Source organism: Pseudonocardia sp. NPDC049154, from assembly GCF_040648315.1.
Classification (GTDB): domain Bacteria; phylum Actinomycetota; class Actinomycetes; order Mycobacteriales; family Pseudonocardiaceae; genus Pseudonocardia.
Genome location: NZ_JBEZDN010000024.1, coordinates 48,653 through 62,115, shown reverse-complemented (window position 1 = coordinate 62,115; position 13,463 = coordinate 48,653). Strand labels below are relative to the sequence as shown.

The window sequence follows — 13,463 nt, the reverse complement described above, 5'->3', positions numbered from 1 at the left end:
GGCGGTGCGCTCGGCTACACCTCGTGGTCGGCCAGGAAGCCGAGCACAGTGCTGGTGAAGACGTCGTTGTCGTCGCCCGCGACCATGTGGCCGGTGGCGGACACGTCGACGTGCACCGAGCCGGGGATCAGCCGCAGCAGCTCCTGCACGCCGTCCTCGCTCACGATGTCCGACTGGGCGCCGCGGACCAGCAACGTCGGCACGGTTACGCGGGCGGCGGCGGCCGCGGCGCGCTCGTGGGTCGTCGACCGGCGGGGCTCGTCCCCGACCCGGAGGAAGGCGGGGTCCCAGTGCCAGTACCACCGGCCGTTCTCCCGGAGCCGCACGTTCTTGCGCAGGCCCTCGGGGTTCGGCGGGCGCTTGCGGTGCGGGTTGTAGGCCCGGACGGCCTCGGCGACCTCCTCGAGCGAGCCGAAGCCGTCCGGGTTCGCGCCCATGAACGCCATGATCCGCGCGACGCCGTCGGGCTCGACCTTCGGCACGATGTCCACCAGCACGAGGGCACGGGCCACGCCACCGTGCTCGCCCTCCGTGACCAGCGCGGTCATCCCGCCCATCGAGGCACCGAGCAGCAGCGCGGGCTCCCCCACCTGCTCGACGACGGCGGCCAGGTCGGCGTTGAGGGCGTCCGTGCCGTAGTCGCCGTCGGGCGCCCAGTCGCTGTCGCCGTGCCCGCGGGCGTCGAGCGCGGTCGCGTCCCATCCCGCCTCGGCCAGCGCCGCGGCGGTGCGGAACCAGGAGTGCCGGGTCTGGCCGCCGCCGTGCAGCAGGAGCGCAGGCCCGCGGCGCTCGCCGACGGCGGGCCAGCGGTCGCCGACCAGCTTGCCGGCGGTGCCGTCGAACACGACCCGCTCCCCGGCAGGGACCCGCCGCGCGGACCCCGGATCGTTCGCTTCCGACATGTACTGCACCCTAGGCCTTCCGCAGCGTGACGACCGGGCGCGCGTGGCCGACCCGACACGGTCGGGGTCCGCGACACCGGTCACGCTGGCCGCCGGCCCGACGGAGGGCCAGGGTGGGGGCATGAGCGAGAGCACGGGGGACCGCGACGTCTGGGGCAGGGTCGACCGCTACCTGGAGGCCGCCCTCCTGCCGGAGGACCCGGTGCTCACCGCGACGCTCGCGCGCAACGCCGAGGCCGGGCTGCCGGCGATCGACGTCTCCCCCACCCAGGGTCGCTTCCTGCACCTGCTCGCCCACATCGCCGGCGCCCGCCGGATCCTCGAGATCGGCACGCTCGGCGGCTACTCCACGATCGAGCTCGCCCGCGCCCTCCCCGCCGACGGCACGCTCGTGACCTGCGAGTACTCGCCGGACCACGCCGCCGTCGCGCAGGCCAACCTCGAGCACGCCGGGCTGGCCGACCGCGTCGAGATCCGCGTCGGGGTCGCGCTGGACACCCTGCCGACGCTCGAGGGTCCGTTCGACCTCGTGTTCGTCGACGCGGACAAGCAGAACAACGCCGCCTACCTCGACCACGCCGTCCGGCTCGGCCGGCCGGGCACCGTGATCGTCGTCGACAACGTGGTGCGCGCCGGCCGGATCCTCACCGGCGGCGACCCGCCCACGGACGGCACGCGGCAGATGTTCGCGGCCCTGGAGAAGGACGAGCGGGTGGAGGCCACGGCGCTGCAGACGGTCGGCGCCAAGGGGTACGACGGGTTCGTCCTGGCCCGGGTGCGCTGAGCGGAGCTTGCGGAGCGAACATTTGCGCTGAGCGGAGCTTGCGAAGCGAACACTTGCGCTGAGCGGAGCTTGCGGAGCGAACATTTGCGCTGAGCGGAGCTTGCGGAGCGAACCATCGGCGCTGAGCTAGCGTCGGTGGCGGACGAGCGAGAGGAGCAGCGGTGGACGCCGACGACCTGACACACGTGCTGGAATCCGTGCGGGACTTCATCCGCACCGAGGTCGTGCCGCTCGAGGAGCAGATCGACGAGCAGGACGTCATCCCGGAGCGGATCGTCACGCAGTGCAAGGAGATGGGCCTCTACGGCTTCACCATCCCCGAGCAGTACGGCGGGCTGGGGCTCTCCGCGTACGAGGAGGTGCAGCTGGCCATGGAGCTGGGCTGGACCACCCCGGCGCTGCGGTCGCTGTTCGGCACGAACAACGGCATCGCGGGGCACGTGCTGTTGGAGGGCGCCACCGAGGAGCAGAAGAAGGCCTGGTTGCCGCGGCTGGCGTCGGGCGAGGTCACGGCCTCGTTCGGGCTCACCGAGGCCGACGCCGGCTCCGACCCGTCGGCGCTGGCCACGACCGCGAAGCGGGACGGCGACCACTGGGTGATCAACGGGTCGAAGCGGTACATCACCAACTCGCCCGTCGCCGACGTGATCATGGTCTTCGCCCGGACCAACCCGGAGGCCAAGGGCAACCGCGGCATCTCCACCTTCCTGGTGCCCAAGGACACGCCGGGGCTGTCGATCGGGCCGAAGGACAAGAAGATGGGGCAGTCCGGCGCCTGGACCGCCGACGTGCACCTCGACGACGTCCGCGTCCCCCACGAGAACGTCGTCGGCGGCGACGACGGAGTCGACCAGGGCTTCCGGATCGCCGCGAAGTGCCTGGCCCACGGCCGGCTCCACATCGCCGCGGTGTGCGCGGGCATGGCCGCCCGGCTGGTCCACGAGACCACCGAGTTCGCGAAGACCCGCGAGCAGGGCGGCGCCCCGATCGCCCGCTTCCAGCTGATCCAGGGCCTGGTCGCGGACTCGGTCACCGACCACTACGCCGGGCGTGCGCTGGTGCTGGAGACCGCGAAGGCGTTCGACGCCGGCACGGACAAGATCGCCGGGCCGGCCGCCGCGAAGTACTTCTGCTCCGAGATGGTGGGCCGGGTCGCCGACCGGGCGGTGCAGGTGCACGGCGGTGCCGGCTACATGCGCGGGGTGCCGGTGGAGCGGTTCTACCGGGACGTCCGGCTGTTCCGGATCTACGAGGGCACCAGCCAGATCCAGCAGGTCATCATCGCCCGGGACGCGCTCGGCCCGGCGGCCCGTGGCTGATGTGACGTTCCGGGTCGCGGACCCGCAGGACTGGGCCGCGATCTGGCCGATCTGGCACCGCGTCGTCGCGGCCGGCGACACCTACACCTGGGATCCCGGCACGTCCGAGGAGCAGGCCCGGGCCCTGTGGATGCCCCCGCCGCCCGCGGTCACGCTCGTCGCCGAGCGGCACGACGCCGTCGTCGGGACGGCCCTGCTCAAGCCCGTGCAGCCCGGCCTCGGCGACCACGTCGCCAACGCCGGGTTCATGGTCGACCCGGACCGGGCCGGCGGCGGGATCGGCCGGGCGCTCGCCGGGTTCACGCTCGACGAGGCGCGGCGCCGCGGCTACCGGGCCATGCAGTTCTCGGCCGTGGTGGCGTCGAACGTCCGGGCGGTCGGGCTGTGGGAGTCGCTCGGCTTCGCGATCGTCGGCACCGTGCCCGAGGCCTTCCGGCACCCGCAGGACGGGCTGGTCGGGCTGCACATCATGCACCGCACCCTCTGAACGACCCCGAGAACGCCGACGGCGCCGGACCCGAGGGGAACCGGCGCCGTCGAGCGGGAACTCAGTGGTCCGCGGGGCGGATGTGGTACTCGAAGACCAGCCCGCCGACCGCGATCAGCAGCAGCACGCCGGCGATCACGATCAGCCACCAGAAGAAGAACGCCAGGCCGACACCGACCAGCGCGGCGCAGGCGGCCACGGCGATGGGCCAGTAACTACCGGGCGAGAAGAAGCCGACCTCGCCCGCGCCGTCGGAGACCTCGGCCTCCGGGTTGTCCTCGGGGCGCTCCTCGAGCCGGCGGGACACGAACCGGAAGTACGTGCCGATGATCAGCGACAGCCCGCCGGTCAGGAACAACGCGGCGATGCCCACGGCCTCGTGCGTCAGGATCGTGTAGACGATCGCGGCGACGAGAAAGAAGGCGGTGCAGATCTCGAAGATCCGGGATTCGACCTTCATCGCTGGTCCTCCCTCAGTTCCCGGCCGCGACGGGCTGGACGTCGGCCTGGGCGCGCTGCCCGCGGTCGGTGAACGGACGGGTCGTGATCGCCTCCGGGGCGCACCACTGGCCGCAGTTCAGCGTGGCCAGCGCCTCCTGGGCGGAGTACGGCACGCCCGTGGCCGGGTTGTTCTCCTTGCGGAGCGTGATGTACCGGTCGTACAGGTCCGGGCTCAGGGCGCGGACCTCGAAGTTCATCGACGCGTGGTAGGTGCCGCAGAGCTCGGCGCAGCGGCCGACGAACGCGCCCTCCTGCTCGATCCGGTCGATCACGAACGTGTTGTCCGTGTCGTTCTTCTCCGGGATCGGGAAGACGTCCCGCTTGAAGAGGAACTCCGGCACGTAGAAGCTGTGGATCACGTCGTTGGACGCGATGGTGAACTCGATCGACCGCTGCGTCGGCAGGACGAGCAGCGGGATCGTGTTCGACGTCCCGATGGTCTCGACCGGCTTGCCGTCGGCCGCGACCTGGTCCGGGTAGCTGAAGGCCCAGTTCCACTGGAAGCCGGTGACGTCGATCGCCAGGTCGGCCGGCTTGTCCTTGTCCACGTACTGCTGCACGGCCACCGTGAAGCCGAAGAGCACCGCCACGATGATCGTCGGGATCACCGTGAAGACGATCTCGACCGGCAGGTTGTACTGCGTCTGCCGCGGGACCGACTCGTCGTCGCCCTTCTTCTTGCGGTGGAACGCCACCGCCCAGAACATCGCGCCCCAGGTGATGACACCCACGACGAGGGCGGCGATCGCCGACCAGGTCCACAGGTGACGCATCTGCTCGGCCTCGGGCGTGACGCCGACCGGCCACCCGAAGCGGATGACCTCCTCGACCGAGCACCCGGCCAGGAGCGGAATCGTCAGCAGCCCGAGGCCGGCGAGCTTCGCCGCCCGGACGTACCCGGTACGGCCACGCACGGTCGTGCCGCCGCGCTCCGATCGGCTCACTGCCGCCGCCTTCCCCTCGTCCGCGTGGTGCTCCCACCACACCCTTGCCTCGTTCCGACCAGCACGAACCCACTCGGGTCCGGCCGGTCCGGCCGAGGGTCCGGACGCCCGGGACGGGGCGGACCTTCGACCACGCGTAGAGACTAGCCGAGCAGATCGGTCCGACGCGCCCCCGGGGGTCGCGGCCGCGGCGCACGACCCGTCCGGGGGTCCCCGGTCCGGGACCGCCATACTTGCTCGCTGTGTGCGGACTGCTGGGACTGCTGACCGCCGGCGCTGACGCGGCCGACCGGACCGAGGCCATCGCCGGCGCCCTGAGGTGCGCTCGGCACCGCGGGCCGGACGAGAGCGGCACCTGGAACGACGACGACGTGGTGCTGGGCTTCAACCGGCTCTCCATCATCGACGTGGCGGGCTCCCACCAGCCGCTGCACTGGCCGCCGGCACCCGCCGAGGACGCGGGCCGGTACACCATCGTCTTCAACGGCGAGGTCTACAACTACCTCGAGCTGCGCGACGAGCTCGCCGGGCTGGGTGCGGAGTTCGCGACCGAGGGCGACACCGAGGCCGTCGTCGCGGCGTACCACCACTGGGGCGCCGAGGCCGTCACGCGGCTGCGCGGGATGTTCGCCTTCGCGATCTGGGACGCGCGGGAGCGGCAGCTGTTCGTCGCGCGGGACCCGTTCGGCATCAAGCCGCTGTTCCTGGCGTCCGGGCCGACCGGCGTCGCGTTCGCCAGCGAGAAGAAGAGCCTGCTGGAGCTGGCCCCCGAGCTGGGCATCGCCGGGTCGGACGAGCTGGACCCGGCCGCGCTGCAGCACTACCTGATCCTGCAGTACGTCCCGGAGCCGGAGACGCTGCACCGCGCGATCGGGCGCGTCGAGTCCGGGACCTACGTCACGGTCAAGGCCGGACAGCAGCCCGTGCAGCACCGCTACTTCCACCCGCAGTTCGTGTCGCTGCCCTCGCACGCCCCGGCCAGCGCCGAGGCGGAGGCGATCGTGCACGGCGAGATCACCGAGGTCCTGCGGGACTCGGTGGCCAAGCACATGCGCGCCGACGTCACCGTGGGCGCGTTCCTCTCCGGCGGCATCGACTCCACGGCCATCGCGGCGCTGGCCAAGGAGCACAACCCGGACCTCATCACCTTCACCACCGGCTTCGAGCGCGAGGGCTACTCCGAGGTCGACGTCGCGGCCGAGTCCGCGGCGGCGATCGGCGTCCGGCACGTCGTCCGGACCGTCAAGCCGGACGAGATGATGGAGGCGCTGCCGCTCATCGTCTGGTACCTCGACGACCCGGTGGCCGACCCGGCGCTCGTCCCGCTGTGGTTCATCGCCCGCGAGGCACGCCAGCACGTCAAGGTCGTGCTGTCCGGCGAGGGGGCGGACGAGCTGTTCGGCGGCTATACGATCTACCGCGAGCCGCTGTCGCTGTCGCCGTTCGAGAAGGTGCCGGGCACGCTGCGCCCGCTGCTCGGGCGGGCGTCGCGCCGGCTGCCGGAGGGCATGCGGGGCAAGGACCTGCTGCGCCGGGGCTCGCTGCGGCTCGAGGAGCGCTACTACGGCAACGCCCGGATCTTCCGGGACGACCAGCTGCACGAGATCCTGCGCCAGTACGACCCGCGGGTCTCGCACACGGACGTCACGGCCCCGCACTACGCCGCGTCGGAGAAGTGGGACCCGGTGGCGCGGATGCAGCACGTCGACCTCTTCACCTGGCTGCGCGGCGACATCCTGGTCAAGGCCGACAAGATGACCATGGCCAACTCGCTCGAGCTGCGGGTGCCGTTCCTCGACCCCGAGGTGTTCCGGGTCGCCTCGGCGCTGCCGCTGGCGCAGAAGATCACGGGCGGCGCGAGCGGCACCACCAAGTACGCGCTGCGCGGGGCGCTGTCGCAGATCGTGCCGTCGCACGTGCTCAACCGGCGCAAGCTGGGCTTCCCGGTGCCGATCCGGCACTGGCTGCGGGACGAGATGTACGCCTGGGCGCGCGAGATCATCCGGGACTCGGGGGCCGGCCACCTGGTCGACCTGCCCGCGGTCCAGGCGATGCTCGACGCCCACCGCGAGGGTCCCGTCGACCACAGCCGCCGGATCTGGACGCTGCTGGTCTTCCTGATCTGGTACGGGATCTTCGTCGAGCGCCGGATCACCCCCGAGGTGCCCGAGCCCGCCTACCCCGTCACCCTCTGACCCCTTCCCACGAGTCGGCACTCCCGGGCGACCGAGTCACACATCACGGACGCCCGGGATGTGTGGTCCGGTGACCGGAGAGTGCCGACTCGCGGGATCCTGCAGAGGTCAGGCGGGCAGGGCGGTGGCGATCTCGGCGGCGGCGTCGGGGCCGTAGGCCTGCCGCAGGCGCTCGAGGGCGCGGCTCCGGTCCCAGCGCCACTCCTGCGGCCCGTCCGTCTCCAGCACCAGTACCGCGACCAGCGAGCCCAGCTGCGCGGCGCGCTCGAGCGACAGGCCCTGCGACGTCCCGGCGAGGAACCCGGCACGGAACGCGTCGCCGACGCCGGTGGGGTCGACCTTCGCGGTCTCCGGCACCACCCCGACCTCGAGCGCGACCCCGTCCCGCCCCACGATCTGCACGCCCTTCTCCCCGAGCGTGGTGATGCGGGTGCCGACCTTCTCGCCGACCTGGTCGGGCGTCCAGCCGGTCTTCTTGAGCAGGAGCTCCCACTCGTAGTCGTTGGTCAGCAGGTACTGCGCGCCCTCGACGAGCTTCCGGATCTCCGGGCCCTCCATGCGAGCGAGCTGCTGCGACGGGTCCGCCGCGAACGCGTAGCCGCGCTGCCGGCACTCGTCGGTGTGCCGGAGCATCGCCTCGGGGTCGTTGGCGCCGATCAGCACCAGGTCCACCCCGCCGACCCGCTCCGCGACCGGCTGCAGCTCGATGAGCCGGGCCCGGGCCATGGCGCCGGCGTAGAACGAGGCGATCTGGCGCATGTCGTCGTCCGTGGTGCAGACGAACCGGGCGGTGTGGACGTCGTCGAACACGTGCACGCCGCTGGTGTCGACGCCGTGCCGGTCGAGCCAGGAGCGGTAGTCGGCGAAGTCCGCGCCCACCGCCCCGACGAGCACCGGGGACAACCCGAGCACGCCGAGCGCGTACGCGATGTTGCCCGCCACGCCGCCGCGCTTGATGGTCAGCTCGTCGACCAGGAAGGACAGCGACACCCGGTCGAGCTGGTCGGCGACGAGCTGGTCGGCGAACCTCCCCGGGAAGTGCATGAGGTGGTCCGTGGCGATGGATCCGGTGACGGCGATGCGCACGTCGGGTCACCTTACGTCAGACATGACGAAACCCCCGGATGAAGAAGAGGTGATCTTCCTCGACCCGGGGGTCCCGCGACGCCGAGACTCAGTTGAAGGAGTCGCCGCAGGCGCAGGAGCCGCCCGCGTTCGGGTTGTCGATGGTGAAGCCCTGCTTCTCGATCGTGTCGACGAAGTCGATGACCGCGCCCTGCAGGTACGGCGCGCTCATCCGGTCCACGCCGACCTTGAGGCCGTGGAAGTCACGGAACAGGTCGCCGTCGAGCGAACGGTCGTCGAAGAAGAGCTGGTAGCGCAGACCGGCGCAGCCACCGGGCTGCACGGCGATGCGCAGGTGCATGTCGTCACGGCCCTCCTGCTCGAGCAGGGAGCGTGCCTTGAGGGCGGCGTTGTCGGTCAGCTCGACACCGTGGGTCTCCTCGACGGTGCCGGCCTCGACGGTGTTCTCGACGGTCATGAACTCTCCCAACAGCGCACGTGGCGGAACTGTTCCCGGCGACCCGGGAGTCGTACCGCGACCCATAGTAAGCCCTCCCGCCGACACCCTCCGGGGGCTGCGGGAATCCACTGCCCGCCGACCGGGTGATCCGGCTCACTGCCCGGTCCGGCGCCCGCCCCACCTCCGCGCGACGTGCTCGGCGAGGGCCGCCAGCGTGCCCGCGGGATCAGCCATCGAGGCCTCGATCCCGCCCGCGTGCTCGGACGCCGAGTACGCCGCGTCGACCCCTGCGGCGGCCGCCTCACGCCGCCCGACGCTGACCTGCCCGGCCAGGACGACACACGGCACGCCCCGCTCGGCGGCCGCCCCGGCCACGGCGGTGATGAGCTTCCCGCGCAGCGACTGCCAGTCGAAGCTGCCCTCGCCCGTGATCGCCAGCCCGCCCTCGGCGGCGACGGCGTCGAGCGCCTCGTCGAGGCCCAGCAGCCGGCGGACCAGGCCGGCCCCGGACTCGCGGCGCGCCCCGAGCGCCAGCAGCGCCGCACCCAACCCACCGGCGGCCCCGGCAGCGGGCTCGTCGCGCACGTCCCGGCCCGTCGCCTCCGCGAGGACCGCCGCCCACACGGCCAGGGCGGCGTCGAGCGCGGCGACCGCGCCCTCGTCCGCCCCCTTCTGCGGTCCGAACACCGCGGCGGCGCCGTGCGGGCCCAGCAGCGGGTTGTCGACGTCCGCGGCCGCGACCAGCGTCAACCCGACGTCCGGGGCGCCGGAGAGCCGCACGCACCGCCCCAGGTCGGCTCCGCCTGGCGGCAGTTCCGCGCCCGACGCGTCGAGCGGGGCGGCCCCGAGCGCGGCGAGCATGCCCGCACCGCCGTCCGTGGTGGCGGACCCGCCGAGCCCGATGACGGCCTCGGTGCAGCCCGCGGCCCGCGCCTCGCCCAGCAGCTCGCCGACCCCGCGCGTGGTGACGCGGCCCGCCACCTCCGGCGTCCGCCGTTCCCGGGGTACGTGGTGCAACCCGCACGCGGCGGCCGACTCGACGTAGGCGGTCGTGCCGACCTGCAGCCACGGAGCCGTCACCGGATCGCCGAACGGACCGGTCACCTGCGGTTCGTGCAGGGTCCCGCCCAGCCGTTCCTGCAGGACGTCGACGAAGCCGGTGCCGCCGTCGGCCAGCGGGAGGCGGTCGATCCGGGCCGCGGGAACGGCGCGCAGCCAGCCCTCCGCGATGGCGCCGGCCGCGGCCCGCGCGCTCAGTGTTCCGCCGAAGGAGTCGGGAGCGACGACCACACGCACACCGCGCACGCTATCGCCCGTACCCTGTGGACCTGTGAGGTTCCTGCGCCGCTCCGACGATTCCCCGGCATCCGCGTCCGTCGACACGGACGAGGCCGAGGGCACGCAGGAGAAGAAGCCGCTCGATCCGCGCTGGACGCAGGGCAAGGGCCGGCCCACGCCGAAGCGCCGGGACGCCGAGACCAAGCGTCGCGGCCCGGCTCCGCCCCCGCCGAAGACCCAGCGCGAGGCCGCCCGCCTGGCCAAGGCCAACCGCCCGAGCAAGGACGAGCGCCGCGCCCAGGCCGCCGAGCGCCGCGCGCGGATGGACGCCGGCGACGACCGGGTGCTCCTCCCCCGCGACCGCGGGCCGGTCAAGGCCTACATCCGGGACGTCGTGGACTCGCGGCCGCACCTCATGGGCCTGTTCATGCCGCTCGCCGTGGTGGTGCTGATCTCGGTGCTGCTGCCGATCCCGGCGGTGCAGCAGTACCTGAGCCTGTTCAGCCTGGTCGTGCTGTTCGTGATGGTGGTCGAGGGCGTCACGCTCGGGATGCGCGTCACGAAGCAGGCGCGGGCCAAGTTCCCGAACGAGCAGATCAGCGGGCTCGGCACCGGCTGGTACGCCTTCACCCGGGCGAGTCAGATCCGCAAGCTGCGGGTGCCGAAGCCGCGGGTCCAGCGCGGGGCGCAGGTCTGAGGACCCTCGTCCTGGGCGGCACCCGGTCGGGCAAGTCCGGGTACGCCGAGGCGCTGCTGCCCGCCGACGCCCCGGTCCGCTACGCCGCCACCGGCCGCCGCCGGCCGGACGACCCCGAGTGGGAGGCCCGGATCGCGCGGCACGCCGCGCGCCGGCCGGCCTGCTGGACCACCGTCGAGGAGCCCGACCTGGTCGCCGAGCTCGCCCGCGGCGGCCCGCTGCTGGTCGACGACCTCGCCACCTGGCTCACCGGCGTGCTCGACGACACCGAGGCCTGGGAGGCGCCCACCACCCCACCGGGGGTCGAGGACGCCGTCGCGACGCTGGTCGAGGCGGTGCGGCAGGCTCCGTCCGAGGGGGCGTGCGTGCTGGTGTCCGCCGAGGTCGGGCTGGGCGTGGTCCCTGCGACCCGGGCCGGCCGGCTGTTCCGGGACGAGCTCGGCGCCCTCAACGCCGCCCTCGCCGAGGTGTGCGACGAGGTCGTGCTGCTGGTGGCGGGCCTGCCGCTGCGGTTGAAGAACGCCGCGGGGTGAGGGCAGCACCCGGCGCACAAGGCCCGGTGAAGATCCCTCTCCGACCGTCGCCCGCCAGTTCTGACGGCTCCCCGGTCGGACACCGCGGTCATGGACAGCAGGCGGGCGACATGATCGTCATATCGGACTGCTCAGCGTCACACATGGCCGCCGGCGGTCCAGATCAGCGATCACGGCCGGAGCGCGGTCTGCGACGAGGGCAGCCGGCCACGAGCGCCGCCTCCGACGGGATCGCGACACCTCTGACCTCTCTGTCGTCGCCGGCGGCCGACTCGATCGCCGCCCCGGACCACTCAGTGCCACACCCGGCCGCTATCGGTCCGGAACGGCGATCACGGGCGATCGCCGGGCTGATGCGCGGGGTCCGGCGGGCGGACGGTAGGAAGGGCGCGTGAGCGAGAGTCCCTTCCCCGCCGTGCCCGCCCCCGACCTCGAGGCGCGGCGCGAGGCCGTCGCCCGGTACGAGGCGCTGGCGGTGCCCGCGGGCGGGCTGGGCGTGCTCGCCGACCTGGGCCTCTGGCTGTCCTCGATGCAGGGCACCTGCCCGCCGCGGCCGCCCGCCCGGGTGCGCGTGGTCGTCGTCGCGGCCGATCACGGGATCGCCGCCGCCGGGGTCTCCGCCTACCCGCCGGAGGTCACCGCGCGGCAGGTCGCGGCCACGCTGGAGCAGTCCGCACCGGTCGCGGTGGCGGCGTCGGTGTCCGGGGCCTCGGTCCGGGTGGTCGACGCCGGGCTGGACCGGGAGGCGTTGCTGCCCGGCCAGGACCGGTTCAAGGTCCGACGCGGCAGCGGCCGGATCGACCGCGAGGACGCCCTCACCGCCGCCGAGGTCGAGAACGCCATCCGGATCGGCCGCGCGCTGGCCGACGAGGAGGTCGACTCCGGCGCCGACCTGCTGGTCCCGGCGTCGCTCGGGGTCGGTGCGACCACTCCGGCGTCGACGCTGGTCTCGGCGGTGACGGGGGCCGAGCCGGTCGCCGTCGTCGGGCGGGGGTCCGGGATCGGCGACGACGCGTGGATGCGCAAGGCCGCGGCGATCCGCGACGCCCTGCGCCGGGCGAAGCCGCACGTCCGCGACCCGCGCGCGCTGCTGCGCACGGCGGGTGGCGCCGACCTCGCCGTCCTCACCGGGTTCCTGGTGCAGGCCGCGTTGCGCCGCACCCCCGTGCTGCTCGAGGGCCTCGTGGTCGGCGCCGCGGGCCTGCTGGCCGACGAACTGGCCCCCGGCGCGCACCAGTGGTGGCTCGCCGCCCAGAACTCCCCCGAGCCCGCGATGACGCTCGTCCTGCAGCACCTGCAGCTCGTCCCGGTGCTGGACCTGCAGGTCCGCCAGGGCGACGGCACGGGTGCGGTCGCGGTGCTGCCGCTGATCCAGGCGGCGGCCCGGCTGCTCGGCGAGACCACGACCGCGGAGGCGAGCGGGATCGCGCCGGTGCGCGCCGTCGCGGGGTGAGGGCCGGATGAGCGCGCTCGCCCTCGCGCTGAGCTGGCTCACCGTCCTGCCCGTCCGGACCGGCGCCCCGTCGGCGCGGACCGCGGCCGGGGCGCTGCGCTGGGCGCCGCTGGTGGGGGCGCTGCTGGGTGGCGTCGCCGGGCTGGTCGTGTGGGTGCTCACCGCACTGGGGGTGCCCGGGCTGGTCGTCGGCCTGCTCGCCGTCGGGCTGCTGGCCCTCGGCACGCGCGGGATGCACGTCGACGGGCTCGCGGACACCGCCGACGGGCTGGGCTGTTTCGGCCCGCCGGAGCGCGCGCTCGCCGTGATGAAGGACGGCGGCGCGGGGCCCTTCGCCGTCGTGACGCTTCTGGTGGTCCTCGGGGTGCAGGCGGGATCGCTGGGCGCGCTGACGAGCTGGCAGGCCGTCGCCGGGGCCGCCCTCGCCGCGGCGACGGGCCGGGCGGGCTTCTGCTGGGTCGCCCGCCGTGGTGTGCCCGCCGCACGGCCCGGTGGGCTCGGCGCGATGGTGGCGGGATCGCAGGCCGCGTGGGTGGCGCCGGTGTGGTGGGTCGTGCTGGCCGCCGCGGGCTACGCGGTCGCGGGCTGGCGCGGGCCGGCCGGCGTCGCGCTGGCGGCCGTGCTCGTCGTCGCGCTCTCGGCCCACACCGCCCGCCGGTTCGGCGGGATGTCCGGGGACGTGCTGGGCGCGGCGGCGGAGCTGGGCACCGCCGCCGTCCTGCTGCTCCTCGTCACCGCCTGATCCGGCATCCGCGCAGCTCAGCGGGGGTCGTGAGTGCCGACTGCCGCTCTAGGGGGGGAGGGGGGCCCAGCGGGGGTGGGGGGGGGGACCCAGCGGGGGGGGT

14 protein-coding genes are annotated in these 13,463 nt (G+C 73.7%); 8 read left to right on the top strand and 6 right to left on the bottom strand.

The annotated features are described in order from the left end of the window. Nucleotides 1–14: 14 nt before the first annotated feature. Complete coding sequence (locus AB0B41_RS15030; RefSeq protein WP_358203163.1) at nt 15–902, bottom strand: alpha/beta hydrolase; 888 nt, start codon at nt 900–902, stop codon at nt 15–17. A 121-nt stretch (nt 903–1,023) separates the two neighbouring features. Here AB0B41_RS15030 and AB0B41_RS15025 point away from each other — a divergent pair, with 121 nt between their 5' ends. The 3 genes from AB0B41_RS15025 (at nt 1,024) to AB0B41_RS15015 (ending at nt 3,492) form a co-directional block, all read left to right on the top strand. Beyond that, nucleotides 1,024–1,686: an O-methyltransferase gene (locus AB0B41_RS15025; RefSeq protein ID WP_358203161.1), complete on the top strand. Its 663-nt coding sequence runs from the start codon at nt 1,024–1,026 to the stop codon at nt 1,684–1,686. A 161-nt stretch (nt 1,687–1,847) separates the two neighbouring features. Further along, nucleotides 1,848–3,005 carry an acyl-CoA dehydrogenase family protein gene (locus AB0B41_RS15020; protein ID WP_358203159.1) on the top strand — a complete coding sequence of 386 codons (1,158 nt, stop codon included), beginning with the start codon at nt 1,848–1,850 and terminating at the stop codon, nt 3,003–3,005. Beyond that, complete coding sequence (locus AB0B41_RS15015; RefSeq protein ID WP_358203157.1) at nt 2,998–3,492, top strand: GNAT family N-acetyltransferase; 495 nt, start codon at nt 2,998–3,000, stop codon at nt 3,490–3,492. Before AB0B41_RS15020 ends, AB0B41_RS15015 begins: the two co-directional genes overlap by 8 nt. Nucleotides 3,493–3,553: 61 nt before the next feature. Here AB0B41_RS15015 and AB0B41_RS15010 read toward each other — a convergent pair whose 3' ends face one another. Both AB0B41_RS15010 and coxB read right to left on the bottom strand, forming a co-directional pair. After that, the gene (locus tag AB0B41_RS15010; RefSeq protein ID WP_358203156.1) at nt 3,554–3,952 is read right to left on the bottom strand and encodes a cytochrome c oxidase subunit 4; all 399 of its coding nucleotides are present in this window, start codon (nt 3,950–3,952) and stop codon (nt 3,554–3,556) included. A gap of 13 nt (nt 3,953–3,965) precedes the next feature. Then, nucleotides 3,966–4,937 carry a cytochrome c oxidase subunit II gene (coxB, locus tag AB0B41_RS15005; protein ID WP_358203154.1) on the bottom strand — a complete coding sequence of 324 codons (972 nt, stop codon included), beginning with the start codon at nt 4,935–4,937 and terminating at the stop codon, nt 3,966–3,968. A gap of 242 nt (nt 4,938–5,179) precedes the next feature. On the opposite strand from coxB, the gene asnB reads away from it, so the two are divergent. Further along, entirely contained in the window at nt 5,180–7,132 is a 1,953-nt protein-coding gene (gene asnB / locus AB0B41_RS15000; protein ID WP_358203151.1) for an asparagine synthase (glutamine-hydrolyzing), read from the top strand. A 108-nt stretch (nt 7,133–7,240) separates the two neighbouring features. On the opposite strand, the gene AB0B41_RS14995 is transcribed toward asnB, so the two are convergent. The 3 genes from AB0B41_RS14995 to AB0B41_RS14985 all read right to left on the bottom strand — a co-directional run bounded on the left by AB0B41_RS14995 (nt 7,241) and on the right by AB0B41_RS14985 (nt 9,953). Continuing rightward, nucleotides 7,241–8,176, bottom strand: a complete 936-nt coding sequence (locus AB0B41_RS14995) for a carbohydrate kinase family protein (protein ID WP_358203192.1) — start codon at nt 8,174–8,176, stop codon at nt 7,241–7,243. A gap of 130 nt (nt 8,177–8,306) precedes the next feature. After that, the gene (locus AB0B41_RS14990; RefSeq protein WP_358203149.1) at nt 8,307–8,675 is read right to left on the bottom strand and encodes an iron-sulfur cluster assembly accessory protein; all 369 of its coding nucleotides are present in this window, start codon (nt 8,673–8,675) and stop codon (nt 8,307–8,309) included. A 135-nt stretch (nt 8,676–8,810) separates the two neighbouring features. Then, nucleotides 8,811–9,953 (bottom strand): glycerate kinase, encoded by a 1,143-nt coding sequence (locus AB0B41_RS14985; protein ID WP_358203147.1) that lies wholly within the window; start codon nt 9,951–9,953, stop codon nt 8,811–8,813. A 34-nt stretch (nt 9,954–9,987) separates the two neighbouring features. Between AB0B41_RS14985 and AB0B41_RS14980 the strand changes: the two genes are divergently transcribed. The 4 genes from AB0B41_RS14980 (at nt 9,988) to AB0B41_RS14965 (ending at nt 13,360) form a co-directional block, all read left to right on the top strand. Further along, entirely contained in the window at nt 9,988–10,632 is a 645-nt protein-coding gene (locus AB0B41_RS14980) for a DUF3043 domain-containing protein (RefSeq protein ID WP_358203145.1), read from the top strand. Continuing rightward, nucleotides 10,551–11,165: a bifunctional adenosylcobinamide kinase/adenosylcobinamide-phosphate guanylyltransferase gene (locus tag AB0B41_RS14975; RefSeq protein ID WP_358203189.1), complete on the top strand. Its 615-nt coding sequence runs from the start codon at nt 10,551–10,553 to the stop codon at nt 11,163–11,165. Before AB0B41_RS14980 ends, AB0B41_RS14975 begins: the two co-directional genes overlap by 82 nt. A gap of 391 nt (nt 11,166–11,556) precedes the next feature. Next, nucleotides 11,557–12,618: a nicotinate-nucleotide--dimethylbenzimidazole phosphoribosyltransferase gene (locus tag AB0B41_RS14970; RefSeq protein ID WP_358203142.1), complete on the top strand. Its 1,062-nt coding sequence runs from the start codon at nt 11,557–11,559 to the stop codon at nt 12,616–12,618. Between the two features lie 7 nt (nt 12,619–12,625). Beyond that, nucleotides 12,626–13,360, top strand: a complete 735-nt coding sequence (locus AB0B41_RS14965) for an adenosylcobinamide-GDP ribazoletransferase (protein WP_358203140.1) — start codon at nt 12,626–12,628, stop codon at nt 13,358–13,360. Nucleotides 13,361–13,463: the final 103 nt, after the last annotated feature.